The organism is Gillisia sp. CAL575 (assembly GCF_000403785.1).
GTDB lineage: Bacteria > Bacteroidota > Bacteroidia > Flavobacteriales > Flavobacteriaceae > Gillisia.
This window is the reverse complement of the sequence record NZ_APHJ01000054.1, coordinates 284403-311276: the sequence shown is the minus strand read 5'-3', so window position 1 is coordinate 311276 and position 26874 is coordinate 284403. Positions and strand designations below refer to the sequence as shown.

Genomic DNA, 26874 nt, shown 5'->3' with positions numbered 1-26874 from the left:
CAAAAAAAAAATAAGATTTTTCATTGTTAAAAAAATATTTATTTCGGTGTTGTCTAAGTTTTAGATATGCTAACCGTGAATACTTTGAGTTTTACTTAAGTCTTTCATAACTTTCGCTTCAAATTCTAGCAGTTCATTCCACTTTTGATCAACCTCTTTTCGGTCTCCATACTGTCTCGCGAAATTTAGAAAAAGTGTGTAGTGATTAGCCTCACTTACCATTAAGTTCCTATAAAAATCTCTTAACTCTTCTTCTTGTAATTTTTCTGAAAGTAATCTAAAACGTTCACAACTTCTAGCTTCAATAAGAGCGGCGATCAATAATCTATGCACCAACTGCGTAGCACGAGAGCCTCCTTTAGGGAAGAACTTAAGTAACTGTAGCACATACTCATCTTTACGATCCCGTCCCATGATAAAGCCTCTTTTCAGCAATTTATCGTGAACCATTTTAAAATGGCCCATTTCTTCTCTGGCTAGTGCTGTCATTTCTGAAACAAGATCGGAATATTCAGGAAATGAAACAATAAGAGAGATCGCAGTAGAAGCTGCTTTTTGCTCGCAGTAAGCGTGGTCTGTAAGAATCTCTTCCAAATTTTTCTCTGCAATAGAAGCCCATCTTGGGTCTGTAGGTAGTTTTAAGCCAAGCATAATTATATATCTAGATCAAAAGTTTTACGGAGTTTCTCCAATAACGGATTTTGCTCTTTCAACTTATTAAATTTTTCCATGTCTGTAAATGCATACTTCTTTGCAACCTGCTCATTCACCTGAATTTCCAAGGTGATTAACGTATTTTGAAGTTTCTTTTTTAGAAAGCTCATCAAAGGATGAGTATGTCTCTCTAATTCATTTTTCATAGTATCTGCAGGCAACTCTATAGAAACAACCTTATCGGTTAATTTTGGCATATCTGTCTCCATAATGGAAGCAAGAATTTTTTCACCCTTATGCTTTAGCCTTTGTATATATTCATCCCAGGCAGCATGTAATTGAGTTTCATTTATGGCTTCATCAAGCACCTCAGCAGTAACAACTTTTTCACCATGTTTTCTGGCAAGGATTTCTTTTTTCTGTCTAATACTTTTTATTGATAACCCAGAAACTTTCTTAGGCATTGCCTGTTCAGGATTTGGTGTTAATTCTGACGGAGGTAAATTTCCCTGAATTTCTTTATTGTCGCCTTTTAATTCTACGGAAGAATTCTGATTTGAAGAAGTCTCTAATTTTGATTTATCTTCAGATTCATTTGAAGCTGCATTAGTAGAATCTGTAGGGGCTTCGTTATCTTCTGAAGGAATAATCGAAGAAGATCTTGTGACTTCTATATTTTCAGAAAATTCATTATCAATAATTACTTTTTTTGCTTCCGTAGCAACAGAAACAGCAGCAACTTTCGCGTTTTTAAAATGCTCTGGTGATATTATGAAGGGTTCAGACTTTTTTTTTTCTCCATCAAAATTGATAGAGGCAAGCTGCATAAGGCATAGTTCAACTAATAACCGCTGATTTCGACTTGCTTTGTATTTAAGATCACAATCGTTAGCTATTTCTATTCCTTGTAATAAAAAGGAATGCGAGGTTTGTTGAGATTGTTTAAAATAATTTGCCTTCGCAGTTTCTCCAACTTCAAGAAGATCTATAGTTCTTTCGTCTTTACAAACTAAGAGGTCTCTAAAATGGGAAGCGATTCCAGAAACAAAATGATGTCCATCGAATCCATGAGACAGAATAGTATTGAAATCTACCAATAACTGTGGAATATCATTATCCAATATTAACTGAGTAATATTTAGATAGGTTTCATAATCCAGCACATTTAAATTCTCTGTAACTGCTTGTCGCGTTAACTTAGCGCCGCTGTAACTAACAACTCTATCGTAAATTGAAAGAGCATCACGCATTGCGCCATCAGCTTTTTGAGCAATGATGTGCAAAGCTTCTTCTTCTGCTTCAATTCCTTGTTGCTCCGCAATATATCCCAAATATTTTCTAGCATCGGTTACCGTGATTCTCTTAAAATCGAAGATCTGGCAACGGGAAAGTATAGTTGGGATTATTTTATGTTTCTCTGTAGTAGCAAGTATAAATATGGCATGTTTTGGTGGTTCTTCCAACGTCTTTAAAAAAGCATTGAAAGCAGAAGTAGATAACATATGTACCTCATCTATAATATATACCTTGTATTTTCCAACCTGTGGCGGGATCCTTACCTGATCTATCAGATTCCGAATATCATCTACAGAGTTATTGGAAGCCGCATCGAGTTCAAAAATATTGAAAGCAAAATCCTCATCTGGTAGTTGCGTACCATCATGATTGATCATTTTGGCAAGTATACGTGCACAAGTAGTTTTTCCTACTCCTCTTGGCCCTGTAAAAAGTAAAGCTTGTGCTAAGTGATTATGTTCTATTGCATTTAAAAGAGTGTTAGTAATGGCCTGCTGTCCCACAACGTCTTTAAAAGTTTGTGGGCGATATTTACGTGCCGATACAACAAAATGCTCCATAGATAAATTTTGAAAAACAAATATAGAAATACCATCCCGAAGATGTAAATCTATTTCTTGTTTTTTATTAAGAATATTAATCTGATTTAATATAATTCTACGCTGCTTTGATAATGCTAGATTTAAAATGCTACTGTATATTTGCGGGAAAGTAGGCCACCTTATCGCCGCACCCCCGGTGTGGAGGAAAGTCCGGACACCATAGAGCAGTATAGTGGATAACACCCACCAGTCGTGAGATTAGGACAAGTGCAACAGAAAGTATGTACAGGTTAAGCTGTAGTGAAACCAGGTAAACTCTATACGGTGCAATGCCATGTATACCGACATTTAAGGGTTGCTCGCCCGTTGTTGGAGGGTAGGCAGCTAAAGATTCTTGGTAACAAGAATATGAGATAAATGATAAGGGTCACTTTCTCTTTTGAGATTGGGAAACAGAATCCGGCTTATCGGCCTACTTTTTTATTAAATTATTGGCCCATTCTACAGCCATATCTAGGTCTAAAAAGATATTAAATTCAACTTTAGAAAAATTTCTTTCAAATTCAGCCATTTTAAGGGAAGCGACTTTATCGCTTACGATAGCAATTCCAATTAAATTTTTCCTTTTTTCTTCAAGCTTAACATAAACAGTAGGATTTACATTGTAATTATTTTTTCTACTGGAGATATAAACAAATTTTTTGCCATCAAAAAAATTACTACAAGCCTCAGCGATTACTATAAATTGAGAATGACTAAAAACGATATCTTCTTTAACAATAGAAATTACATAGTTATTATAGAAATCTAAAGTTGTGAAATCTAATTCGACAGATTTAATTAATTCCTTTTTCATTCGGTTTTAATTTTAAAAAAACTAAAAACAGAATTTCCATACCTTCTTCCAACATCAAAATAATCTACCACATCCATTTTGGTATGCTTGGAATGTTCAATTATAAGAACACCACTCTCATTTAGTAGTTCTTTCTCGAAAACAAGATCTACGATTTTTTTAAACTGGGAGTCATCAAAATCATATGGAGGATCTGCAAAAATGATATCTGCTTTTATAGGAGCTCTTTCTAAATACTTAAAAACATCACTTTTAATTGGCGTAATATCCATTTCCAATTCCAAACTAGTTTTTTTAATGAACTTAACACAATCCATATTTTCATCTACAGAAGTTATAGACACTGCACCTCTGGACGCGAACTCGTAAGAAACATTTCCAGATCCCGAAAATAATTCTAATACATTTAATTTATTAAAATGAAAGCTATTGTTCAAAATATTGAACAAACCTTCTTTAGCCATATCGGTTGTGGGTCTTACGGGTAATTTTTTAGGAGCCGTAATTCTTCTTCCTTTATGTTGGCCAGATATTATTCGCATTTTAGAGGTTTTAAAAGAGAAAAAGCTTCTCTATGAAATGTTTCAGATTGCTTTAATTTAGAAATAAAATTAAAAGCGGGTGTCAAAAAGTCTATATTTTTTATATAAGTGTATGCAATGTTGAAGTTCTCTGAGTGTTTCGCGATATCTCCTAATAGCCAAAGATTAAATTCTGAAGGATCTATCTGTAATTGTTCTGCTGTAAACAATAGATAATAAATAAAATCTTCTTTTGTCTCATATTGAAAAGTGTTGGCGAGAAGCAATTTATTGTTCTTAACGATAACCAGATCATAATAACTGGAATAATCATTTAAGTAAACCTGAGCAATTTTGGACTCGTTGTTTTTTGCTAATACAGCTTCAATTAAAACAGAGATGTTATGTTTAAATTCGAATTCCCCATATTTATCAAAGAAATAATTATTGATATTAGTATATGGAATATAAACATTTACTAGCTCGTGAGATAACATATCATGAGCCACAACATCTGTTTTTAATATTTTGGTGTTGAATTTTAAATAAGTAGAGGCTTCTTCTTCAATAAAAAAAGATTCTGGAACTACGGTATATAAATTGTTAGAAAAAAGTACAATAACTTCTTGAAACTCTTTCTGAAGTAGAGTTTCTTCAGCATAGACTTTTTCAATCTCTCTTAATATTTCAACAGGGCTTTGTTCTTTCCCTAAATCGATCTTTCTGTACCAGTCGATTTCGTTATTGCTACAATTTACAATACAAAAAGAAAATCCATTCAGGCGAACCTGAATGGACATCTTAAATATATCTTGTTTCTCGTTCTTAGTTATTATCATAAGCTGTTGGCCAATTCCCTTCAGTCTTAATCTCTGTCATAGAACCTAGAGTTATAAATTTTCCATTTACACCTTCAACAGAGATCACTTGATTTTCTGCCATAAGCAGATCTTTATCTAAGTCGTGTAAGACAACTTTCTTAGCAACCTTCGCTTCGAAAACTGGAATTTTATTTTCATTTTTAAGAATGGTTCCCGCGTCCATAGTAAATTTAGCATCTACGCCATCTACAGGTACATTCATCATTTCTTTATATCTAGTAGAATTCTTAAATAAAGAATCTTTTACAGAGGCTGTTCCTAAAGTATCAGTAAGAACAATATCTTTATACTTATCTACTCCAAAAGTCTTTCTGTATTCTTCATCCATAACCGTAGAATCTCTTCTTTGGGTAAGAGTAAATTCTGCAGTATCAATAAATCTTATCAATTTATCAAAATCTTTTTCAAAATTTCCCGTAATTTCTTGATGCGCTAATTGTGCAGCACGAATGTCTTTAAGTCGATCAACAACTTTGGCAAAACGTTTCTCTTTAACTTTATTAAATTGAATTGGCTCATACACTGCGTTAAACACCATGTATCCCAAGAAGATGATCACAATCCAAAGGACTAATTGAATGACAAGTTTCATGCGGTTGACTTTTTTAGTTATTAGAGTTCCTCGCAAATCTACAATTTTTTTTTATTCGTAAAAGTTTCTGCCCTAAAAATCCATTGTTATCTTTGAGATTTGCAAGATAGCCTATGGAAACCATCACAGCCGATAAATTTTATAAACTGCTAATCAAGGAGTTAGGATTTCAGGCTAAACTAAAACAAGATATTGCCTTACAACAATTAGCCTCTTATGTGGTAAATCCTAAGCCAAATTCGTTGTTTTTGCTCAAAGGATTCGCCGGAACTGGTAAAACTACCATCATAAGTTCCCTTGTAAAAAACCTCTGGAAGATAAAAAGAGCGGGTATTTTATTAGCTCCAACAGGTAGAGCTGCAAAAGTAATCTCTTTATACTCTAATCAAGAAGCGCAGACAATTCATAAGAAAATTTATTTTCCAAAGAAGACAGGTGGAGCTGGAGTTACATTCGTATTACAGCCAAATAAACATAAAAATGCTGTTTTTATTGTAGATGAAGCTTCAATGATCCCAGATGAGGATCAAGATTCCAAGTTATTTGAAAATAAAGGATTGCTCTCAGATCTTATTCAATATGTAGATTCAGGTCAAAATTGTCAATTGATCTTTATTGGGGACACCGCACAATTACCTCCAGTGAAATTAGATTTAAGTCCTGCCTTAATGGAACAATCTTTAGCTCAAGATTATGACAAGGAGGTAACACATATTGAGTTGAATGAAGTAGTTAGGCAGAGCGAGGAAAGTGATATCCTTTTAAACGCTACAAGAATTAGAGAGGCTTTGGCCGAAGAATTTTATGAATCTTTCAAATTTAAGCTTACAGAAAAAAAAGATCTGGTTAGATTAATAGATGGAGATGAGATCTTAGATGCTATTCAGGATTCGTATGATAATCTTGGGCATGAAGATACCAGTATCATTGTTCGTTCTAATAAACGTGCTAATCAATATAATCAGCAAATACGGTCTAGGATATTATTTCAGGAAGATGAAATTTCTTCTGGAGACTATTTAATGGTGGTTAAGAATAACTATTTTTGGGTAAAGCCTACTTCCGAAGCTGGGTTTATAGCAAACGGGGATATTGTAAAGGTATTAGAGATTTTTGCCATTAAAGAGCTCTACGGTTTTCGTTTTGCTGAAGTTAAAGTGCAAATGGTAGATTATCCAAAAATGGCTCCTTTTGAAACGGTTGTGATCTTAGATACTTTAGAAAGCAATACGCCTTCTTTAACCTATGACGATAGCAATAGATTATACCAAGAAGTGATGAAGGATTATGAAGATGAGACATCTAAATACAAGAAATTTTTGAAGGTGAAGAATAATAAATTTTTCAATGCTCTTCAAATTAAGTTTTCATATGCAATGACATGTCATAAATCTCAGGGTGGCCAATGGCATACTGTCTTTATAGAACAACCATATATGCCAAATGGAATAGATAAAGAATATCTAAGATGGCTCTATACTGCGGTAACGCGTGCAAGTGATAAGCTCTATTTGATAGGCTTTAAAGACGATTTTTTCACTGAAAATTAGAATTATAAACGATTTTTTAACAAGTATGGAAAATACCAACTCATTACGAATAATTGCAATGATCCCTGCAAGATTTGAAGCATCTCGGTTTCCGGGAAAATTAATGGAAGACCTTAATGGAAAGACGGTTATTAGGAGAACCTACGAAGCAGCACTAAAAACCAATTTATTTGATGAAGTTTATGTGGTTACAGATAGTGATCTTATCCATAATGAAATTGTAAATAATAATGGAAAAAGCATTAAGAGTACTAAAAAGCATGAATGTGGTAGTGATAGAATTGCTGAAGCTGTAATGAATATGGATGTCGATATTGTGGTAAATGTACAGGGTGATGAACCGCTTATAGATGAAGAAAGTTTAAGTAAATTATTAAAAGTTTTTAAAAACGATCCTGGAAAATCTATCGATTTGGCTTCTCTAAAAACACCGATGATGGATAGTGATGAGATCTCCAATCCTAATAATGTGAAGGTGATCACCAATAAAGATAATCTTGCACTATACTTTTCAAGGTTTCCACTACCATATCCAAGAGAAACTAATTCTGGAGTCACTTATTTTAAACATATCGGAGTGTATGCGTTCAGAAAGAAAGCTCTTATGGACTTTTATAGCTTGCCAATGCTGGAACTAGAAGCCACAGAAAAAATAGAATGCATTAGATATCTAGAATATGGGAAAAGTATAAAAATGGTGGAAACAAATTTCAAAGGAATTGGGATAGATACCCCTGAAGATCTTGTAAAAGCTCGTAAATTATTCCCAACCGATTAACTATCCTGAAACGGCAGTTTTATAAACGCTAAGCGCTCTTTCTCGTGCTTCTTTATGATCTACCATTTTCTCAGGATACTCTTTTGTATCATACTCTGGAATCCATTTTTTAATGTATTCCAGATCTTTATCATAATCTTTAATTTGTGTAGTTGGGTTAAATATTCTGAAGTAAGGTGCGGCATCCACACCGCTTCCGGCAATCCATTGCCAATTGCCTACATTAGATGACATTTCATAATCTAGCAGTTTTTCAGCAAAATATGCTTCCCCCCAACGCCAATCAATTAATAGGTGTTTGCATAAAAAACTTCCAACTAACATCCTTACTCTATTATGCATAAACCCAGATTCATTTAACTGTCTCATTCCGGCATCTACCATAGGATATCCGGTTGTTCCGCATTTCCATCTCTCAAATTCTTTCTCATTATTTCGCCATGCTATCCTGTCGTATTTGCTTTTGAATGCATTTGTATTAGTTTCAGGAAAATGATAAAGAATTTGCATAAAGAATTCTCTCCAAATTAATTCTTGCCAATAAATCTCATTCTTTTCAACAATCGCCTTTTTCATGATTTTCCGAATCCCGACAGTTCCAAATCTAAGATGTGGTCCTAAATGAGAAGTAGCATCTTTAGCTGGATAATTTCTTTTAGCCTCATAATTTTGAATAAGACTAGGAGTAACCTCATAATCTGGCACTTTTTGACTGGAAGCTTCAAAACCTATATCCTCAAGACTCAAGTTTGGTAACTCCGGATTTTGTAATAGGTTATCTAGATATTGTGAGGTGTAATGTACTTCAAGTTCAATTTTCTTAAATTCAGATTTCCATAGCTTCATGTAAGGAGTATAAACCACATATGGATCTCCGTTGCTTTTAACAACTTCATTTTTTTCAAAGATTACCTGATCCTTAAAAGTTAGAAATTCTGAATTGTTTGCCTTGGCTAATTTCTCGATCTTTTCATCACGTTGTTTTGCGTAAGGCTCATAATCTCTATTGGTATAGATTTTCTGAATGTCATACTGCTCAAATAACTCGCTAAAAATAGCCGATGGTTTTCCAAAATACATAGCAAGAGAACTTTTTTTAGTTTGAAGTTCCTTTCTCATCTTTTGAAGATTATCGTAGATGAAATTTACTCTTGCATCAGTTTTTGGAAGTTGATCTAAAATTTCTGAATCAAAAATGAACATGGGAAGCACAGGAAATTCTCCTTTTAAAGCTTCTAAAAACCCAACATTATCATCAAGTCTAAGGTCTCGTCGAAACCAAAATATAGCTATTTTTTCTTTCATCAATTTACATTTAAAGTAGAAAGTCCACCATCTATTCCAATAATTTGACCAGTCATCCAACTGCTTTTATCTGAGATTAAAAACTCCACGGCGTTTGCTATATCTTGTGTTGTTCCAACTCTTTTAAGTGGATGACGTTCGCCCATTTTCTCTCGCTTAGCATCATTGGAGAGCAATTTTTCTGAAAGTTGTGTATCCGTTAGAGAGGGGGAAATTACATTCACTCTAAAGGAAGGTGCATATTCTGCTGCCAGAGATTTCGCAAATCCTTCTATAGCACCTTTAGCTGCTGAAATACTGGTATGAAATGGCATTCCAACTTTAGCTGCGACAGTACTAAAAAAGACCAGGCTTGCTTGCTCAGAGTTTTTTAGTTTAGGAAGTAATCCTTGAACAACTTTTACTAAAGAGAAAAAATTCAAATTCATTTCTTCCTGAAAGCTTTCAGGAGATAACATTTTAAACGGTTTGAGATTAATGCTTCCAGGGAAATAGACCAAGGCGTCTATACGATCTGGCAATTCTAAATCTTTTATTTCGTCTTTGGATGCATCAAAAGTAAGATGCGTAACATCTAGTTTTTTTAATTCTTCAGAGGATCTTGAAGCTATAATTAGGTTATTGTCTTTTGCTAATAATTTAGCTGCTTCCAAACCAATCCCGTAAGAACCACCGATAAATAATATATTTTTTTCCATGATTTTAATTTAAAATATCCTGTTTAAGCGTTGCTGACTTTTGTGATGCACCTTTATATTCACCAAATAGCTCTGTTAGCTTTTGTTTCCTATAATCGAATATTTCTTTCAACTTAGGAGCAACCAAATAGGGTTGAACAAGTTGACCTAGAAAACCAAGCGGTAATTTATAATCTATTATATCTTCCATTTCTACTCCTCCATCAATTTCCTTTATAAAGTGTTTATGATGCCATAAAGCATAAGGTCCAAAGCGTTGCTCATCTACAAAATAATTTAAATCACTAACATGTGTGATTTCTGTTACCCATTTTGTTTTTATTCCGGCGATAGGAGTAACAATATATTGAATAATCTGACCAGAAAACATAGGTCTATCTGCGCCAGACAGTATATTAAATCCCATATAATCTGGTGTAATTACCTTCAAATTCTTTGGATCAGACAAAAAATTCCATGCTTCTTTTAATGTAATAGGTAATTTTTGTTTGCTGTGTAGTGTGTAAATTTTCATGACATATATTTTCAGGTGAAAATTACATTATTTTTTGTTTAATATAAAAGTAATACTGTTAAACAAAATTTAATTTATGGTAGTCTTATTCAAAAGCAACAATACTTAAGTTTGTGTATATTTGGAGAATAACAAACTGAAAAATTATGAAAAAAGTATTTTTATTTATGTGTGCTGGTTTATTAGCGCTAGGCACTTCTGCCCAAATTGAAGCCCCTCAACCAAGTCCGGCGGCAAAAATTGAACAAAAAGTAGGACTTACAGATGTAACTTTAGAATATTCTCGACCAGCAGTTCGAGATCGCGAAATATTTGGCGAACTAGTTCCTTTTGGGGAAGTATGGCGCACAGGAGCAAATGCAAACACAAAGATCACTTTTAGTGATAGTGTTGAAATAGGAGGGAAGAATTTAGCTAAAGGGACTTACGCTATTTATACCATTCCAAATAAAGATTCTTGGGAAGTACTATTTTATAAGGATGCGAGCAATTGGGGAAATCCTCAAGAATGGGATGATTCCAAAGTAGCTTTAAAAGCAACAGCAAAAGTAGAAACTATGCCTTTCTCTATGGAATCTTTTGGGATCTTCGTTAATGAGATTTCAAATGGTGGAGCAGTTTTAGATTTTGTATGGTCTAATACCTCAGCAACATTGCCATTTAAAGTACCAACAGATGTGAAAACTTTGGCAAGCATAGAAAAGGTAATGAATGGTCCTGGTGCTAATGATTATTATGCAGCAGCTAGTTTTTACCAAGAAAGTGGAAAAGATCTAAAAAAAGCGCATGAATGGGTTAAAAAAGCAACTGCAATGCAGGATGATGCATTCTGGATGTGGAGAAAAAGATCATTGATAGAAGCTGAATTAGGTATGAAAAAGGAAGCTATTTCTAGTGCTCAAAAATCAATGGCTCTTGCTGAAAAAGCTAAAAATGCAGATTATGTTAAAATGAATAAAGCATCTCTAAAAGAATGGGGAGCTATATAATCACTTCAAATTTTAATCAAAAACCCACTTTTTAGTGGGTTTTTTTTTGTTTAATATTCTAGGTTTATTTCCTTTCTAATGCGGTCAAGTATAGAAATTAACTTCTTGCTTTTTTCAAAAGTCATTAAGTTACTTTCAGTTCTATTTTCATCTAGCATTTTTTGAACATGGGCAGCTTCAAAATTATATCCGTGGGTTGTTACCGGAAATTCTTTGGTTTCAAGCTTTCCATTGGTTTCGATGCTCACAGAGGAGGGCTCATGAAATCTGCTGTTAATAATTAACATAGCTTTTTCAAATTTCAAAGTAGCAGTAGTAGGAGTTGTTTCGGTTATTGCACTGTAAAGAAGAGCCTTGGCTCCATTAGAATAGGAAAGTTTTACAGTACAATTTTCATCTACTCCGGTACTACCAATACGTGCTTCTGCAGTAATCTCTTCAGGATTCCCTAATAACGATAAAGCAAGAAAAACGGGATAAATACCCACATCCATCAAGCTACCGCCACCAAGTTCTTTATTGTAAATTCGCTTTTCGGCATCAAAAGGAGCATTAAAGCCGAAGTCTGCTTCTAGTCCAAGCAAATCTCCATATTCTTTGGACTCCAAAAGATCCATCACAAACTGGAAATGTGGGAGAAATTGAGTCCATAAGGCTTCCATAAGAAAGATATTCTTTTGTTTCGCCTTTGAGATCATAGTTTCTACCTGTTCTAAATTTATACCGAAGGGTTTTTCGCAGAGCACCGCTTTGTTATGTTCTAAGCAAAGCATAGAATGTTCAAAATGAAATGTATGTGGAGTAGCAACGTAAATTACATCTATATTTTCATCTTCTACTAGTTCTAAATAACTCGCGTAGAAATTCTTTACTTTATGTTTTTCAGCAAATTCTTCAGCTTTATCCATGGATCTGCTAGCAACTGCATATAAAACAGCTCCATTCACGGTGGCTAGATCTTGAACAAATTTTCCAGCTATTTTTCCTGCTCCTAATATTCCCCAATTAAATGTTTTTGTTTTCATAATTGCTTTTTTTATCTGGAGAGTAAATCATAGATTGAAGAATAAGAGCCAATATCATTACTAAAGCACATCCTACTAGATTAAGCCATAGATATGGCAACACTTCCAGATGATAAATTAATAGAACTAAAGCCTGAGTAATTAGGGCTGCAATAAAAACAGCATTACTATTTACATGTTTTATAAAAAATGCTAGTAAAAAGATTCCTAAAACATTTCCGTAGAAAATAGAACCAATGATATTTACCAGTTGAATTAAATTATCGAATAGACTTGCGAAACTAGCAAATAATATGGCGAGCAATCCCCATCCTAAAGTGAACCACTTAGACATTTTAACATAATGTTCATCAGATTTCTCTTTAGAAACATTTCTTTTATAAAGATCTATGGTTGTGGTTGAAGCTAACGCATTTAATTCTGAAGCAGTAGAAGACATAGCTGCAGATAGTATCACAGCTAATAATAAGCCTATAAGGCCTCTCGGGAGGTTATTTAGTATAAAATGTATGAAGACATAATCCTTGTCATTTGTTTCCAGATCTTCACTTACAGAGCTTATAAGAGTCTTGGCTTCTTCTCGATTGGCTTCTTCTAAAGAATTAAGAGCTGAAAGTTCAGTTTTATATTGAGTTATTTCTTCTGAAGATGCAGTTTCCATATCACTACCAAAGCGAATACTGGTTTCTTTTCTTTTCTCCTGAATTTCTTCATTTTTAAGCATCAATTCTTGGTATTCCCCAGCATATTCAGATTCCAACACCGCTTTCTGGGCGGCAGGGTTAAAATTTAAAGGCGCAAGATTAAATTGATAGAATACAAATACCATAACTCCTACAAGAAGAATAAAGAATTGCATTGGTACTTTTAAGATTCCATTAAAAATCAGTCCTAATTGCATCTCCCGTACAGATCGCCCGGTTAAATATCGTTGCACCTGACTTTGATCTGTTCCAAAATAAGATAGCGCTAGAAAGCTTCCTCCAATAACTCCACTCCAAACGGTATATCTATTATCCAGATCGAATGAAAAATCTAATATATCGAGCTTTCCACTTGCGCCTGCAATATCTAGCGCATTAGAGAAACTAATATCTGCCGGCAAATATTGAATAATAAGAAAAAATGCAGCGAACATACCTGCAAAGATCACTGCCATTTGTTGCTTCTGAGTAACGTTTACGGCTTTTGTACCTCCAGAAACAGTATAGATTATAACTAATACACCAATAATAATATTAAGAGTGGTAAGGTTCCATCCCAATACTGCAGATAAAATAATAGCAGGGGCAAAAATGGTAATTCCAGCAGATAATCCACGCTGAATTAAAAACAGTAATGCCGTTAAAGTTCTTGTTTTAAGATCGAATCTGGATTCCAGAAATTCGTAGGCAGTATAAACCTTTAATTTGTGATATATGGGAATAAATACCATGCAGATAACCACCATGGCAATTGGTAGCCCAAAATAGAATTGCACAAAGCCCATTCCATCGTGATATGCTTGTCCAGGTGTGGAAAGAAAAGTAATTGCACTTGCCTGGGTTGCCATAACAGATAGTCCAATAGTCCACCATTTGGAATCCTTACCTCCGCCTATATAATCTTTTACACTATGACTACCTCTTGTTTTGTAAACTCCATAAATCACTATGAAAGCAAGAGTTCCTATTAAAATGATCCAGTCTATTAATTGCATATTAAGAGAATAGATTCATTAGAAAATAGAATAAAATAATATAGGCTAAATTGGCTAGAAGCACTATAGAATATGATTTTTTCCAGATATACTTTTTTGGAGTTTCCATTTATTTTCCAATTGAGATAAGATTAGCAAACAATCTAAAGGCACCAGGAACAGCATCTGGAAATTGTCTAAAAAAGCTTAATCCTGTGTAGATATAATGGCCTTTTCCATATTTAGCAATAAGCAAGCTTCCGTTGCTATTTGCCTCGTTCTTATCGTGCATTGAAAAGATGGGAGTGAACTCCGGTGCCCATGAGTCTGAAAAATATAGACCACGTTCCTGTACCCAATTTTCAAAATCTTTAGGAGTTATTTTATTAGGAGTGTTTAAAACAGGATGCTGAGGGTCTAAAAATTCTACTTCCGCATCTTCTTCTGTGACCCTGTCTCTGGAAAGTTCTAACTTATATGGAGCTAAATTATCTAAAACCAATCCGCGATTTGTGTTGTATTGTGAAATCAGTGTTCCACCATTTTCTACATATTTTAAAAGCTCAGTTTGTTTGAATTTTAAAATATCCACCATGTTATAAGCACGAATCCCTAAAACGATAGCATCGAATTTTGCAAGTGAGGCAGCATTTATATCATCCGGATTTATTTTAACTACTTTATAGCCTATTTGCTCTAAACTTTCTGGAATTACATCTCCAGCACCATCTATATAGCCCACCAACTCACCCTTCTTCTTGATGTCTAACTTCACCAATTTTGATTTAGCCGGAAGAACTAAAGTTTGTAAAGGAATATGTTCGTAATCTAATTTGATAATTTCATTTGAGTAAACTTTTCCTTCAAAGCTGATCTCAGGAATTAAATCTGCCTCGCTTTGTTCTTTTGGAGGGGTTACTATAAAGCTTAGAGTGGCAGTTCCAGCATTATTTTTTATATCGAAACTTGTTTCCTTTGGTTCAATTTTCCAAGTATCAGGAGCCTTTAAGCTCACTTTACCTTTAGCATCCTTTTGGTTTGCAGTTACTATTAAATCAATTTTCTTAGGTTCTCCATTGGTGTAAATAAGTACTTTATCACTAAATGAGGTTACAACCGGAGGAACTATTTCAAAAGGTTGATAAACTTCCCCTTTAACTGGATCTGTGGTTTTGTAAACCAGTTCTTTTTCAAAGGAGATTGTTTCATCGTAAAATTTAAGATTAAAGATCGCCTTTGTTACTCGCGGAGTCTCAGACAATCCAATCATTTTTGGATCTTCTACAACATAAGTTCCTAGATTAGAGTTATTATTAAGCCAATAAGGTGAGGTATATATTGCATCTTTTGGGATTGTGTAGCTAAGTTTTTCATTCCAATTCTCGTTGTTAAGAAGAACTTTATTAGACTCTAAAGAAGGACTATCTGGTAATACAGATACAGAAGAAAGCTCTACTGGTACAGCACTTCTATTTATAGCCTCAAATTTCACATCAATAGATTGATTTGGTGTTGAATATGATACATTACTTAAAGCTTCAATATACAAACCACTACATGCTAAAATGATGTCTTTTATTTCTAACTTTTTAATGTTTTTCCAGTAACCATCTTCAAGATTATTGATCAATTTGTAGGCTTCAATCAATTTTGGTAAGCTCTCGGAAGGATCTCTAAAATTATAATTTTCTTGTACCTCCTTTAATACTTTTCCAATAGCTGCTCCATCTTTTAACCGATTCCAAGAAGTATCAATTCCGGCAAAGATATCCCCTTTTATTTCAGGCACTTTTCCATCAATTAATTCTACATATTCTATCTGACTCCCTCGGCTACCGCTGCTTCCAAATCCTTGAGATCTATGCTGACTTCGGCTTAAGGCTGCAATTTCAGGATTAGATAATCCATTCCACGGAAAATACACTCCTGTGTCAAATTGAATGAAATTTGATTTATCGGCTTTATCAAATTCATCCTGACTTCCATAAAACCATGGAGAGGTATTAAAATAGAGTCGGGTAGGAGAAAAGGTCTTGGTGTAATTTAATTGTTCAGGATACGCGTCTTTATTGTTTGCAAGATTAAATGCTTCTACACTTAATAATGCTGAAGCTGTATGCTGCCCGTGAGTTTCGCCAGATGTACGATGATTGAAACGGTTAATAATCACATCTGGTTTAAAAGTTCGAATAGCCCAAACCACATCTCCTAAAACCACTTCTTTGTCCCATATTTCCATTGATTCTTCAGGAGTCTTTGTATAACCAAAATCTATAGCTCGTGTAAACCGTTGTTCCCCACCATCTATTCTTCTGGCGGCTAATAACTCTTGAGTTCTTATAACTCCTAAAAGCTCTTTTAGCTCAGAGCCAATAAGGTTTTGTCCGCCATCGCCTCGAGTAATAGATAAATAGCCTGTTCTGGCATTAACTTCATTAGAAAAGTAGGAGATAAGCCTTGTATTCTCATCATCTGGATGAGCAGCTATATAAAGTACAGAACCTAAAAAGTTTAACTTTTTAAGAGCTTGATCTATTTCTGCTGAATTTAATTTTTTGGGAGCTTGGCCTTGTACAGAGATTATAACAAGAAAGAAAATATACGGGAGAAATTTATGCATAAGAAAATATTGATTTCAATAGCTTCAAATATATAAATTTCTAAGGTGTTCTCAGGTTAAAATCCCACGTAATCTAAAGGCTGTCTTTACCTTCATCAAGATATACATCTTTCTTAATAAGAGATACTGCCTTTTGTAAAATTAGGTTGTTTGGATAGGTCATCAGCTCTCCTTGGTCATTTATAAGGTGAATGTGGAATGCTTTAATATCATCTATAACACCTTCTATTGGCGCGTCTTTATCATGGATCCTGATCTTATCTCCAATTTTATAAGGAAATGAAAAGAATAATATAATTCCTGAAGTAATGTTACTAAGGATGGACCAAATAGCAAATAATGCAACTCCTATTACGGCAAAAACGGAAGAAAATATTAAAGAAAGGTCTTTTAGCCCTACTCCCCATGCAAAGGCAAGGGCAAATACAGCGATAAGAAAAATCAAAATATTAATATATTTGAACATTAATCGTGTTCTAGTAATATGAATTTCGCTACGCTTACCAACCCGATGCGCAGCTTTCTTCATTGTAAACTGAATGATAAGTAATGACACCACAATTATCGTGGTGTATATTATCTCATTTTTATATGTGTAGAAAACTTCTATCATTAATTTAAATTCAGTTGCTCACGCAAATGTAAATCTTTATTGGATTTCTTATTCCAGTAATCAGATTTTAACTCTTTCATTTTTGTTGCGGTTGTCGTATATGTTTTTCCATTTGATTCATTCTTTTCTTGCCATTTTTCAATTTTAAAAGGAGCGATGTTGGAATAATAGATTTTAAGTTCTCTTTTAATTTCAGGATAATTAATTTTATAAACACTCCAATCTCCATCTTGGTAGAATTCAGCTATTGCGTTGTAAGCCTTAAATTCTAGATTTTCTAATCTGAAACTATCCATTGGAGGAATCATACTTAAATTACCAGTTGGTAAAAGATCAGGATCTATTCTTAATTGAGTCCACACCTCATTTTCCAAGTATGTTTTAGCTAATTCCAATTCTTTATCAGCTTCTCCTTCAAAATAGGAGTGTGAATTTATCTCAAAATTTTCTCTATTATTTAGCTGGATATATACATGACCGCACCATTCTTGAATAGATGTAGAAACTTTTAATGCATGCGATTGACCTTTTAAAGGATAAAAAGTGCTTTGCATGATTGAATATGGATAGATTCCAGTATTGAAATTCTTAGTAGCATTCATTTTAAGTATTGGGATCGTCTTATCGCTCTTAGCATTAGCCTTTACCTGAGCTTCTGGCAGAAATTCTTCGGTAACATAAATTAGCACCGCAGTTCCTTCTCTAGATTCTCCATATCTGGATTGATCTAATTTATAGGAAGTGATCTCTGCTTCTCCATTAAACCAGTACTCTTTAAACTCTTCTGAAAGATCTCTTTCGGGAAGAATTGAAGTGGCAGAAGAATTATCTCCACATCCAGATAAAAGTACCATCAAGAAAATTCCGTAGACAAATGGATGATATTTTGATTTCATAAAATTAATTTATAAGATAGTCGATTGTTAAGGACATTACTTTTATAAAGCTAGCTGATTTAATTATCAAATGGCTATAATCCTTTTATCAGTTCGAGCGGAGTCGTGAACTCTTGATGACAAATGATTAGGTTTAGACTATAATTAATCTCGGCATAACGAAATGCTACATATATTTATTTAGCAAATAGATTTATAATTACGAAACTAAAGATTCAATTCTCTCAAAGTTCTATTGCTAATTATAAGTTAGCTATCTCTAATAAGGTTTCATAAACTAAATGCGTGGGCAGGCCAACAACATTAAAATAGCTACCTTCTACCTTAATAATTCCAATTAAACCTATCCATTCTTGAATTCCATAAGCTCCAGCTTTGTCTAGTGGATGATAATTCAGAATATAATAGTCTATTTCTTCAGTGGTTAATTCTTTAAAAGTAACGAAAGTAGAGGCGCTAATAGTTTTTTGAATTTCTGAAGTTGTAAAAGAAACAGATGTTATTACCTCATGAGTTTTTCCAGACATAGAAGCTAGCATTTCTTTTGCTTCATGAATAGTTTCAGGCTTTCCTAAAGCCTTATTTTCATGCCAAACAATGGTGTCGCTGGTTATTAAAATATCTTCTTTTCTTAGTTCCCTTTTAAAAACCTCTGCTTTAAGTACAGATAGGTATTCTGTTATTTCTGAGCCTTTTAGGTTTTTGGGATATATCTCTTCAACATTTTTTACATCTATGATAAATGGGATCTTAAGATCTTTCAAAAACTGATGTCTTCTGGGAGATCCCGATGCTAATATAATGTGATGATTTTTTAATTTTTCCTTCAGCATAAATTTAAAGTAATATGAATTTATAAAGCCCGAGAGATAAAATCCCAAGAAGCATAATTATTTTTAATAAGAAACTTAGTTTGTGATAATCCTTTTTAGTCTCTGAAGTCCAAATATTTATCAAGAAATAAAGTAAAGGAGCTACAATAAAGAATAAAGTATATAAAACTGCATATATATTCTCAAATAAATAATTATATAGATAATAGATTACCGCAGCAATAGGTAACAATCCAACTAGAAAAATCACCAAATTAGTCCGTTTAGACCCAAGAGTTATTGGGAGTGTATTTCTACCTGCATTATAATCTCCTTTAATATCCTCTTGGTCTTTCACCATTTCCCGAAGCCAATTCAGTAGAAAAGCAAATAGCGCATAATCTAAAAGAATTGAAAATATGGTTGATTGTGTTTGTTGGTTTTCTGCAGTAATAGCTGGCAATAGATCGTAAAGCCCCACAATGATCAGACTAAAAGCAACCAATGAACTAATTATTACATTGCCAATCACCATAATATGCTTTAAATAAGTGGCATAGAGATAGAGTAGGGCAGAGATAATAATGAATATTGCTGAGAAGCCTGGTTTACCAATAATGTTGGAAAGATAAAAGCCAGAGCCAACTCCCAAAATACTTAAGATTATATATAGCGTATAAGCTGTATTATTTGAAATTTTGTTGCCTATCAGTACTTTTTCGGGTTTATTAATTCTATCTGCCTCTAAATCGAAGATGTCGTTAATAATATTTCCGGCAGCAGCAATACAAATAGTCGCTAGTACTAATAAAGAAAAACCTAAGCCACTTAGAGTAATGCTTATTCCAAAACTATCAAATAGGCCATACTTAATAAGAATTTGTGTAAGGAGGACCATCAATAGATTTGGAACTCTCACCAATTTTAAAAATGCTAATAGCATAGGATCATTTAAATAAAGTTTGAGCTTCTAGCTTTTGGAGGCGTCATGATTTTGAAGCCATTTTCCTTGTACTTTTAAAACTTGCTCTATCACATCACGTACACAACCTTTTCCACCTTTTTTATGAGATATATATCGGCTAATATCTTTAATTTCTGCGGCAGCATCTTGAGGACAACAAGGCATTCCAACTAGTTTCATGACGTATAGATCTGGAATATCATCTCCCATATAAAGCACATGTTCTGGGTTAATATCATAGATATCCATAAATTCTTTTAACTGCTCTACTTTGTCTGCAACTCCAAGAAAAATATTAGTAATACCTAGGTCCCTTAAACGTTTTCTAACTCCTTCATTTTTACCTCCAGAAATTATACAAACATTGTATCCTGCCATTTCAGCAGTTTTTAAGGCATAACCATCTTTAATGTTCATAGTCCGCAATAATTCTCCTGCGGTATTAATTTGAATAGTACCATCTGTAAGTACTCCATCAACATCGAAAATGAACGTATTTATGTGATTTAGATATTCTTTATAATTCTTTTCCATGGAGGTTTTGAATAGATTGGGTTAAAAGTGAATATATTTTTTGTTGATCCTCACTCAGTAAAACTAAATGAGAATTAATAACATCTTGATCTTTCCTTTTAGCAGGACCTGTTTGAGATTCTATAGGACTCATTTTTGTTACTTTTAGAGCGGTTTCTAGAATTAATGGATGCAATATTTCGAAAGGGATCTGACTCTCTGCACATATCTTTTCTCCTTCAGTATAAAGATAATTTACAAAATTACTTACAAATACAGCAGCCACATGTAGGGTCTTCCTTTGTTGAGAAGAGATTGTGAATATTTTTTCTGAAATTTCTGAAGCTAATTCTTCCAGAATATTGGCACTTTCTTTATTACCAGCTTCAATACAAATAGGGATATTAAAAAAATCTACTTCCTTGTTTTTAGAAAAGGTCTGAAGCGGATAAAATACCCCGTGATTCTTGAATTTTTTGAGAACATCCATAGAAACTGATCCAGAAGTGTGTAATACTAAGGTATCCGTTTTTCCTATATGTTCTTTTATTTCAGCTAAAACATCATCTTTTAAAGCTAGAATATAAATATCTGCCGAAAGTATTTCATCTAAATTGGTAGTGATAGCTACCTGATCCTCGAAAGCTTGTAGGCTTTCTGAAGCATGATTATAAACCTGAATGATCTTAAAACTATTGGAATTTTTATAAGCTTCAAATAAATGAGTAGCTACATTTCCGGTTCCAAAAAGTACAATACGCTTCATTTGGCTAAAATACCAAAATTTCTGAGTTTAAAATTAACATTTAAAGATAGGAATTGCTTGTTTTTAAAGAGGTCTAACTGTTTAAATTTAGTTAAATTTGCATCGTTTTAAAGTACTCCAAATGCAAAATAAAATAGCGTCTGTCCTATTCTCTACCCGAATTATGGCAGTCTTGTTCATTGTCTTCGCCATATCAATGGCTCTGGGAACATTCATAGAAAGTTGGTACACAATAGAAACCGCTCGAGTATTGATCTATAATACCTGGTGGTTCGAAGGAATTATGTTATTCTTTGTTATCAATTTCTGCGGAAATATCATCCGATATGGGATGCATAAACGCGAAAAATGGTCTTCTCTTTTAATTCACCTGTCATTCATTTTAATTTTAGTTGGTGCTTTTGTAACCAGATATATCAGTTACGAGGGCATTATGCCAATTCGTGAAGGTGAGACTACTAGTTCTTTTCTTTCAGAAAGGACTTATTTAACCGCCTATTTAGACGGAGAAATAGACGGAGAACCTCGTAGAAGAGTTGTGGAAGAAGCAGTTCTTTTAGCTCCCGAAACAGATAACGATATTACTATTAATACCGATTTTAACGGTCAAGATGTGGCTATAGAGGTCGTAAACTTTATTCATGGTGCCGAAGAAGGATTAATATTAGCTGAAAATGGTGATAATTATCTTAAGATTGTTGAAGCTGGAGATGGCGAAAGACACGATCATTATTTAAAAGAGGGAGAAATAGCTAACATTCATAATACGCTATTTACACTAAATAAACCTACAGATGGGGCGATAAATATTGAAGTTAATGAAGAGGAGGGAACCTACCAGTTAAGATCTCCATTTGAGGGAGATTTCATGAGAATGGCAGATCAATTTAAAGGGGAAGTAGTAGCAGATAGCACACAAGCTTTAATGTTAAGGTCTTTATATAATGTTGGTGGAATGCAATTTGTAATTCCTGAGCCAATGGCAAGGGGGAATTATGATATTATTCCTACGGAAGTCAAAGCTCCAACTCAACTCAATGCAGTTACTTTAAAAGTTACTTCTGGAGGAGAATCTAAAAGCATAAGTATGTTAGGGGCTAAAGGTGTTGTAAATCCACCTAAGAATCTTAAAGTTGGCGGTTTAGATATCTACCTTAATTATGGTTCTAGAGAAATGGAATTACCATTTTCTATTAAGTTGAATGATTTTATTGCCGCAAAATATCCTGGCACCGAAGATAATCCCACTCCTAGCTACGCTTCCTTTAAAAGTAAGGTTGATGTTATAGATGATAAGGGTTCACAACCATATGAGATCTTTATGAACCATGTGTTAGATAAGGAAGGATATAGATTTTTTCAAGCCTCGTTTGATCCAGATGAAAAGGGAACCGTACTCTCTGTAAATCACGATTTTTGGGGAACCTGGATCACCTACATTGGTTATTTCTTGTTGTATTTAGGGCTTATGTTGATCTTGTTTGATAAAGGAAGTAGATTCGGAAAATTGAAGGAAATGTTAGATAAAGTGAAAGAAAAGAAAGCAGCACTTACCTTAATAGCTGCAGTATTTTTGAGTTTTAGTTCTGGATTTGCTCAAGATTCCCAAGATGATATTCATGCCCATGTAACTTCTAATAAGGCACGCGTAGATTCTATGCTTCAAAGCACTATTGTTTCAGCTGAGCATGCTGCGAAGTTTGGAAAATTGGTGATTCAGGATGCAGGTGGAAGAATGAAGCCGGCTAATACTTTTTCTTCTGAATTAATAAGAAAACTTAGCAAGAAAGATTCATATGAAGGTCTTAATGCCGATCAGATCTTGATCTCCATGACCGCTAATCCAGCCTTGTGGTATAATGTTCCATTAATTTATGTGAAACCTAACAACGATAGCATTAGGCATATTGCTGGGGTACATGTAGATGAACAATACCTTGCGTTGACCAATTTCTTTGATGAATCTGGAGCTTACAAACTTTCTCCTTATTTAGAAGGAGCATATAAAGCAAGTGTTCCAAATCAATTTCAAAAGGATTTCATAGAAACCGATAGAAAAGTAAATTTACTCTATAATGCTTTACAAGGTAAAGTATTGAGGATTTTCCCTGTACCAGGAGATGAGAATAACAAATGGATCTCTTTTCCAGAGGTAGCAGAATCAAAATTAACGGGAATGGATTCTGTTTATGCAAGGCAGATCTTACCAATTTATATGAATACTCTTCGGGAATCCAAAGTTTCAGGAGATTATACACAATCTGATGAATTACTTGGTAGTATAACAGGATATCAAAAAAAGTTTGGAGCAGATGTTATGCCATCAGAAGATAAGATAAATGCAGAAGTGCTTTATAATAAATATGATATTTTCCGAAGTCTATTTATGTGGTACATGTTTGCAGGGTTAATTATGCTTATTTTGGTAATCACACAAATTTTTAAAGATTCTAAAATAATTAGAGGTCTGATCAAAACCAGTGCAATTGTGATCTTGCTTTTATTTATAGTACACACCTTAGGACTTGCTGCAAGATGGTATATTTCAGGTCATGCACCTTGGAGTGATGCTTATGAGTCTATGATCTATGTTGCTTGGGCAACGATGTTCTTTGGTTTGGCTTTCGGAAGAAAAAGCTTTTTAACGATCGCTTCCACTTCCTTTGTGACCGCTATGATATTAATGATTGCTCACTGGAACTGGATGGATCCTGCAATCGCGAATTTACAGCCTGTACTAGACTCTTACTGGTTAATGATCCACGTATCTGTTATTGTTGGTAGTTATGGACCTTTCACCTTAGGAATGATACTAGGAGCGGTATCTCTTATTCTTATGATTCTTACTACCGATAAGAATAAAGAAAAAATGAAATTGAATATTAAAGAGATCACAATAATTACTGAAATGGCATTAACTGTTGGATTGGTAATGTTAACTATTGGAAACTTCTTAGGAGGACAATGGGCTAATGAAAGCTGGGGGAGATATTGGGGATGGGACCCAAAAGAAACTTGGGCCTTAGTGAGTATAATGGTTTACGCTTTTGTAATACATATGCGTTTAGTTCCTGGATTAAGAAGCAGATGGTTCTTTAATTTAATGGCAATTATAGCTTTTGCAAGTATTATGATGACCTATTTTGGAGTTAACTTCTATTTGGCTGGATTACATTCATATGCAAGTGGAGATAAAGTGATCACACCAACATTTATATATTATGCGGTGGCTGGTGTTGCAGTACTAGGAGCAGTTTCCTACTGGAAATATAAAAAACATTACGCTAAGTAATTCTAATAATCGATATAAAAAAAGCCTGCTTCAATTTGAAGTAGGCTTTTTTTGTTCCAAGAACTTCTCGACTCCGTTCGAAAGGACAAGAAATGGAATGTGGCACAAGTTACGGATAGCTAACGGAATTGTCAAATTGAGCTTGAAGTGTACTTGAACTTATGAAAAGGCTTTGACTTCCCTGTGCTTCGGGAAGCCGTACATTTATTAGCCTTTGTTATTCTTATATGAGTGAAACGGATTGAAGAATCTTACTTATTTTTATCTTATTTAAATGTAATTGGATTCTATGAGATTCCTCCTGCGTCGGAATGACAATAAATTTATACTGTATTGTCACACTGAGCCCTATCAAAGTGTGCTTTTAACCAAAAGAGTCTTCGACTTCCCTGTGCTTCGGGAAGCTAGACATTGGTTTAGTTGTCATTCTGAAAGAAGCGAAGCGAAATGAAGAATCTCACTTATTTTTAACTTATTTTAAATGTAATAGGATTCTATGAGATTCTTCCTGCGTCGGAATGACAACAAATTAATTTTATATTGTCAAACTGAGCCTGTCGATAGTTCTAATAAAAAAAAGCCACCTCGTTCGAGGCGGCTTTTAACTTATAAGGATTTGAAAAATCAATTACTTCAATCCTCCAACCATATCTTCAGGTCTAACCCATTCGTCAAACTCCTCTTCGGTAACATAACCTAAATTCACAGCCTCCCGTTTTAAAGTAGTTCCGTTGGCATGTGCAGTGTTTGCGATCTCGGCAGCTTTGTAATATCCAATTTTGGTATTTAAAGCAGTTACCAACATTAAAGAATTATCTAAAAGCTCTTTGATCCTTTTCTTGTTAGGCTCAATACCTTGAGCACAATGCTCATCAAAAGAAGCACATGCATCACCAATTAATTGTGCACTTTGTAAAAAGTTTGCAGCCATAACTGGTTTAAATACGTTCAATTCAAACTGACCCTGCATACCTCCAACAGTAATAGCAACATCGTTCCCCATCACTTGAGCACAAACCATAGTTAAGGCTTCACATTGTGTAGGATTCACTTTTCCAGGCATAATAGAAGACCCCGGTTCGTTTGCAGGAATACTTATCTCTCCAATTCCACTTCTAGGACCAGACGAAAGCATTCTAATATCGTTTCCAATTTTATTCAATGAAACTGCCAATTGTTTTAGAGCACCATGAGATTCTACAAAAGCGTCATGAGCAGCTAATGCTTCAAATTTATTAGGAGCAGAAACAAAAGGAAGCCCTGTGAATTTCGCTATAAACTCCGCTACTCTTTTAGAATATCCTTTTGGAGTATTTAATCCAGTTCCTACGGCAGTGCCACCCAAAGCTAATTCTGCTAAGTGAGGCAATGTGTTTTCTAAAGCTTTAATTCCGTGATCTAATTGAGCAACATATCCGCTAAACTCCTGTCCTAGGGTTAGGGGAGTGGCATCCATAAAATGAGTACGACCAATTTTAACCACATCCTTAAATTCTTCTGATTTCTTCTTTAAGGTATTTCTTAATTTCAGAATTCCTGGTAAAGTAACTTCACTTACCTTTTTATAAGCAGCAATATGCATTCCTGTAGGGAAAGTGTCGTTAGATGATTGTGATTTATTCACATCATCGTTTGGTTGAAGAGTTTTCTCACCTTCTCCAATAGTTTTCCCGGCCAATTGATGCGCACGATTTGCAATCACCTCATTCAAATTCATATTACTCTGAGTTCCACTTCCAGTCTGCCAAATCACCAAAGGAAATTGATCATCATGTTTTCCTGCTAGAATCTCTTCACATACTTTTGCTATATAATCTCTTTTTTCTACAGGTAGAGCACCAAGTTCACAATTTGTAAAGGCTGCTGCCTTTTTCAAATAGGCAAAACCATACACTATTTCTAGAGGCATACTGCCAGCTGCACCAATTTTAAAATTATTTTTAGAACGTTCGGTTTGTGCTCCCCACAATTTATCTGAAGGGACTTTTACATCCCCCATTGTATCTTTCTCTATTCTGTAATCCATAATTTTTTTCGATTAGATTACAAATTTACATTTTCAAGATTTTTATTTCTTTAATTTTTATACAAATTTTTTAAGTTTTTATATAGAATCCTTTATTTAGGTTGGATTTATCAAAAAATTGATTTTTAATCTAAAAAATCAATTTTTATTTGGCAGAACGTAGTAAGACTTACTATCTTTGCTTCGATATAAAAATCTTCAGAAGATATGTTTGAATTTGATCAATACTTAGGCTTTCTAGCTTTTTTAGTTATTTTAACCATGGGATTTTGGTTAATGATATTTTTGGTAGCAATCGTTCCATATTGGATAGGTGGATCTGTTACTGAATTGATTAAGGAAAAGAGAGAAAAAAGAAAAAAGGAAAAAGAGTTGAAAGCTTAGTATTTAGCTTTTAATTTTAACTATATAGGATACGGTAGTTCTTGCTATTGTATCTTTTTTTGTGCAAAAAAATTAAAGGTTGCCAATTTTGACAACCTTTAATTTTTAA

Annotated in this window: 24 protein-coding genes and 1 other RNA gene; 6 read left to right on the top strand and 19 right to left on the bottom strand. The window is 34.0% G+C overall.

Annotated features, from left to right (window positions below; translation table 11 throughout):
* Window positions 1–69: 69 nt before the first annotated feature.
* Together I130_RS16095 and I130_RS16090 are read right to left on the bottom strand one after the other, a co-directional pair.
* The gene (locus I130_RS16095; RefSeq protein ID WP_034925664.1) at window positions 70–651 is read right to left on the bottom strand and encodes a tRNA-(ms[2]io[6]A)-hydroxylase; all 582 of its coding nucleotides are present in this window, start codon (window positions 649–651) and stop codon (window positions 70–72) included.
* Between the two features lie 2 nt (window positions 652–653).
* Window positions 654–2510: a DNA polymerase III subunit gamma/tau gene (locus I130_RS16090; protein WP_034925661.1), complete on the bottom strand. Its 1857-nt coding sequence runs from the start codon at window positions 2508–2510 to the stop codon at window positions 654–656.
* 148 nt (window positions 2511–2658) lie between these two features.
* Here I130_RS16090 and rnpB point away from each other — a divergent pair.
* Window positions 2659–2975, top strand: an RNA gene (rnpB, locus tag I130_RS16345) — RNase P RNA component class A.
* Here the strand turns inward: rnpB and I130_RS16085 are convergent.
* The 4 genes from I130_RS16085 to I130_RS16070 are packed head-to-tail and all read right to left on the bottom strand — an operon-like array spanning window position 2965 to window position 5342.
* Window positions 2965–3348, bottom strand: coding sequence for a hypothetical protein (locus I130_RS16085; RefSeq protein ID WP_034925658.1), 384 nt, complete (start codon window positions 3346–3348; stop codon window positions 2965–2967). The two genes, rnpB and I130_RS16085, sit on opposite strands and share 11 nt — an antisense overlap.
* Window positions 3345–3890 carry an RsmD family RNA methyltransferase gene (locus tag I130_RS16080; protein WP_034925656.1) on the bottom strand — a complete coding sequence of 182 codons (546 nt, stop codon included), beginning with the start codon at window positions 3888–3890 and terminating at the stop codon, window positions 3345–3347. Before I130_RS16080 ends, I130_RS16085 begins: the two co-directional genes overlap by 4 nt.
* Window positions 3881–4708, bottom strand: coding sequence for a DUF3822 family protein (locus I130_RS16075; protein WP_034925653.1), 828 nt, complete (start codon window positions 4706–4708; stop codon window positions 3881–3883). Before I130_RS16075 ends, I130_RS16080 begins: the two co-directional genes overlap by 10 nt.
* Entirely contained in the window at window positions 4695–5342 is a 648-nt protein-coding gene (locus I130_RS16070; RefSeq protein ID WP_034925651.1) for a hypothetical protein, read from the bottom strand. Before I130_RS16070 ends, I130_RS16075 begins: the two co-directional genes overlap by 14 nt.
* 113 nt (window positions 5343–5455) lie before the next feature.
* Between I130_RS16070 and I130_RS16065 the strand changes: the two genes are divergently transcribed.
* Window positions 5456–6892: an ATP-dependent RecD-like DNA helicase gene (locus I130_RS16065; RefSeq protein ID WP_034925648.1), complete on the top strand. Its 1437-nt coding sequence runs from the start codon at window positions 5456–5458 to the stop codon at window positions 6890–6892.
* 25 nt (window positions 6893–6917) lie between these two features.
* Complete coding sequence (gene kdsB / locus I130_RS16060) at window positions 6918–7670, top strand: 3-deoxy-manno-octulosonate cytidylyltransferase (protein ID WP_034925645.1); 753 nt, start codon at window positions 6918–6920, stop codon at window positions 7668–7670.
* Here kdsB and I130_RS16055 read toward each other — a convergent pair whose 3' ends face one another.
* Genes I130_RS16055 through I130_RS16045 form a run of 3 tightly spaced genes read right to left on the bottom strand, consistent with a single transcriptional unit; the run spans window position 7671 to window position 10187 of the window.
* Window positions 7671–8975: a cryptochrome/photolyase family protein gene (locus I130_RS16055; protein ID WP_034925642.1), complete on the bottom strand. Its 1305-nt coding sequence runs from the start codon at window positions 8973–8975 to the stop codon at window positions 7671–7673.
* A complete protein-coding gene (locus I130_RS16050; protein WP_034925640.1) occupies window positions 8975–9673 on the bottom strand; it encodes an SDR family NAD(P)-dependent oxidoreductase in 699 nt (232 codons plus the stop codon). The genes I130_RS16055 and I130_RS16050 overlap by 1 nt, the downstream gene beginning before the upstream one ends.
* A gap of 4 nt (window positions 9674–9677) precedes the next feature.
* Window positions 9678–10187: an SRPBCC family protein gene (locus tag I130_RS16045; RefSeq protein ID WP_034925637.1), complete on the bottom strand. Its 510-nt coding sequence runs from the start codon at window positions 10185–10187 to the stop codon at window positions 9678–9680.
* Window positions 10188–10333: 146 nt separating this feature from the next.
* On the opposite strand from I130_RS16045, the gene I130_RS16040 reads away from it, so the two are divergent.
* Entirely contained in the window at window positions 10334–11176 is an 843-nt protein-coding gene (locus I130_RS16040; RefSeq protein ID WP_034925634.1) for a DUF2911 domain-containing protein, read from the top strand.
* Between the two features lie 50 nt (window positions 11177–11226).
* On the opposite strand, the gene I130_RS16035 is transcribed toward I130_RS16040, so the two are convergent.
* The 9 genes from I130_RS16035 to I130_RS15995 all read right to left on the bottom strand — a co-directional run bounded on the left by I130_RS16035 (window position 11227) and on the right by I130_RS15995 (window position 21063).
* Window positions 11227–12201 (bottom strand): Gfo/Idh/MocA family protein, encoded by a 975-nt coding sequence (locus tag I130_RS16035; protein ID WP_034925632.1) that lies wholly within the window; start codon window positions 12199–12201, stop codon window positions 11227–11229.
* Window positions 12182–13900 (bottom strand): sodium:solute symporter, encoded by a 1719-nt coding sequence (locus I130_RS16030; RefSeq protein WP_034925629.1) that lies wholly within the window; start codon window positions 13898–13900, stop codon window positions 12182–12184. Before I130_RS16030 ends, I130_RS16035 begins: the two co-directional genes overlap by 20 nt.
* Window positions 13901–14009: 109 nt before the next feature.
* Window positions 14010–16499, bottom strand: a complete 2490-nt coding sequence (locus I130_RS16025; protein ID WP_034925626.1) for a PIG-L family deacetylase — start codon at window positions 16497–16499, stop codon at window positions 14010–14012.
* Window positions 16500–16572: 73 nt separating this feature from the next.
* Window positions 16573–17112, bottom strand: a complete 540-nt coding sequence (locus I130_RS16020) for a mechanosensitive ion channel domain-containing protein (RefSeq protein ID WP_034925625.1) — start codon at window positions 17110–17112, stop codon at window positions 16573–16575.
* Window positions 17112–18008, bottom strand: coding sequence for a hypothetical protein (locus tag I130_RS16015; RefSeq protein WP_034925622.1), 897 nt, complete (start codon window positions 18006–18008; stop codon window positions 17112–17114). Before I130_RS16015 ends, I130_RS16020 begins: the two co-directional genes overlap by 1 nt.
* A 242-nt stretch (window positions 18009–18250) precedes the next feature.
* Window positions 18251–18841, bottom strand: a complete 591-nt coding sequence (locus I130_RS16010) for a Maf family nucleotide pyrophosphatase (RefSeq protein ID WP_034925620.1) — start codon at window positions 18839–18841, stop codon at window positions 18251–18253.
* Between the two features lie 4 nt (window positions 18842–18845).
* Window positions 18846–19763, bottom strand: a complete 918-nt coding sequence (locus I130_RS16005) for a geranylgeranylglycerol-phosphate geranylgeranyltransferase (RefSeq protein ID WP_034925617.1) — start codon at window positions 19761–19763, stop codon at window positions 18846–18848.
* A gap of 27 nt (window positions 19764–19790) precedes the next feature.
* Window positions 19791–20318, bottom strand: a complete 528-nt coding sequence (locus I130_RS16000) for a KdsC family phosphatase (protein WP_034925615.1) — start codon at window positions 20316–20318, stop codon at window positions 19791–19793.
* Window positions 20302–21063, bottom strand: coding sequence for a Rossmann-like and DUF2520 domain-containing protein (locus I130_RS15995; RefSeq protein WP_034925612.1), 762 nt, complete (start codon window positions 21061–21063; stop codon window positions 20302–20304). Before I130_RS15995 ends, I130_RS16000 begins: the two co-directional genes overlap by 17 nt.
* 121 nt (window positions 21064–21184) lie before the next feature.
* On the opposite strand from I130_RS15995, the gene ccsA reads away from it, so the two are divergent.
* A complete protein-coding gene (ccsA, locus tag I130_RS15990) occupies window positions 21185–24355 on the top strand; it encodes a cytochrome c biogenesis protein (RefSeq protein WP_034925610.1) in 3171 nt (1056 codons plus the stop codon).
* Window positions 24356–24983: 628 nt separating this feature from the next.
* Here the strand turns inward: ccsA and fumC are convergent.
* Complete coding sequence (gene fumC / locus I130_RS15985) at window positions 24984–26381, bottom strand: class II fumarate hydratase (protein ID WP_034925607.1); 1398 nt, start codon at window positions 26379–26381, stop codon at window positions 24984–24986.
* A 207-nt stretch (window positions 26382–26588) separates the two neighbouring features.
* On the opposite strand from fumC, the gene I130_RS16750 reads away from it, so the two are divergent.
* Complete coding sequence (locus tag I130_RS16750) at window positions 26589–26765, top strand: hypothetical protein (protein ID WP_034925605.1); 177 nt, start codon at window positions 26589–26591, stop codon at window positions 26763–26765.
* The last annotated feature ends 109 nt before the right edge of the window (window positions 26766–26874 follow it).

Coding starts and splice junctions, on each gene's coding strand:
- I130_RS16095 (WP_034925664.1), bottom strand. CDS start 651: ATGCTTGGCTTAAAACTACCTACAGACCCAAGATGGGCTTCTATTGCA.
- I130_RS16090 (WP_034925661.1), bottom strand. CDS start 2,510: ATGGAGCATTTTGTTGTATCGGCACGTAAATATCGCCCACAAACTTTT.
- I130_RS16045 (WP_034925637.1), bottom strand. CDS start 10,187: ATGAAAATTTACACACTACACAGCAAACAAAAATTACCTATTACATTA.
- I130_RS16750 (WP_034925605.1), top strand. CDS start 26,589: ATGTTTGAATTTGATCAATACTTAGGCTTTCTAGCTTTTTTAGTTATT.
- I130_RS16020 (WP_034925625.1), bottom strand. CDS start 17,112: ATGATAGAAGTTTTCTACACATATAAAAATGAGATAATATACACCACG.
- fumC (WP_034925607.1), bottom strand. CDS start 26,381: ATGGATTACAGAATAGAGAAAGATACAATGGGGGATGTAAAAGTCCCT.
- kdsB (WP_034925645.1), top strand. CDS start 6,918: ATGGAAAATACCAACTCATTACGAATAATTGCAATGATCCCTGCAAGA.
- I130_RS16015 (WP_034925622.1), bottom strand. CDS start 18,008: ATGAAATCAAAATATCATCCATTTGTCTACGGAATTTTCTTGATGGTA.
- I130_RS16085 (WP_034925658.1), bottom strand. CDS start 3,348: ATGAAAAAGGAATTAATTAAATCTGTCGAATTAGATTTCACAACTTTA.
- I130_RS16005 (WP_034925617.1), bottom strand. CDS start 19,763: ATGCTATTAGCATTTTTAAAATTGGTGAGAGTTCCAAATCTATTGATG.
- I130_RS16035 (WP_034925632.1), bottom strand. CDS start 12,201: ATGAAAACAAAAACATTTAATTGGGGAATATTAGGAGCAGGAAAAATA.
- I130_RS16030 (WP_034925629.1), bottom strand. CDS start 13,900: ATGCAATTAATAGACTGGATCATTTTAATAGGAACTCTTGCTTTCATA.
- I130_RS16080 (WP_034925656.1), bottom strand. CDS start 3,890: ATGCGAATAATATCTGGCCAACATAAAGGAAGAAGAATTACGGCTCCT.
- I130_RS16040 (WP_034925634.1), top strand. CDS start 10,334: ATGAAAAAAGTATTTTTATTTATGTGTGCTGGTTTATTAGCGCTAGGC.
- I130_RS16070 (WP_034925651.1), bottom strand. CDS start 5,342: ATGAAACTTGTCATTCAATTAGTCCTTTGGATTGTGATCATCTTCTTG.
- I130_RS16000 (WP_034925615.1), bottom strand. CDS start 20,318: ATGGAAAAGAATTATAAAGAATATCTAAATCACATAAATACGTTCATT.
- I130_RS16065 (WP_034925648.1), top strand. CDS start 5,456: ATGGAAACCATCACAGCCGATAAATTTTATAAACTGCTAATCAAGGAG.
- I130_RS16050 (WP_034925640.1), bottom strand. CDS start 9,673: ATGGAAAAAAATATATTATTTATCGGTGGTTCTTACGGGATTGGTTTG.
- I130_RS16075 (WP_034925653.1), bottom strand. CDS start 4,708: ATGATAATAACTAAGAACGAGAAACAAGATATATTTAAGATGTCCATT.
- I130_RS16010 (WP_034925620.1), bottom strand. CDS start 18,841: ATGCTGAAGGAAAAATTAAAAAATCATCACATTATATTAGCATCGGGA.
- ccsA (WP_034925610.1), top strand. CDS start 21,185: ATGCAAAATAAAATAGCGTCTGTCCTATTCTCTACCCGAATTATGGCA.
- I130_RS16055 (WP_034925642.1), bottom strand. CDS start 8,975: ATGAAAGAAAAAATAGCTATATTTTGGTTTCGACGAGACCTTAGACTT.
- I130_RS15995 (WP_034925612.1), bottom strand. CDS start 21,063: ATGAAGCGTATTGTACTTTTTGGAACCGGAAATGTAGCTACTCATTTA.
- I130_RS16025 (WP_034925626.1), bottom strand. CDS start 16,499: ATGCATAAATTTCTCCCGTATATTTTCTTTCTTGTTATAATCTCTGTA.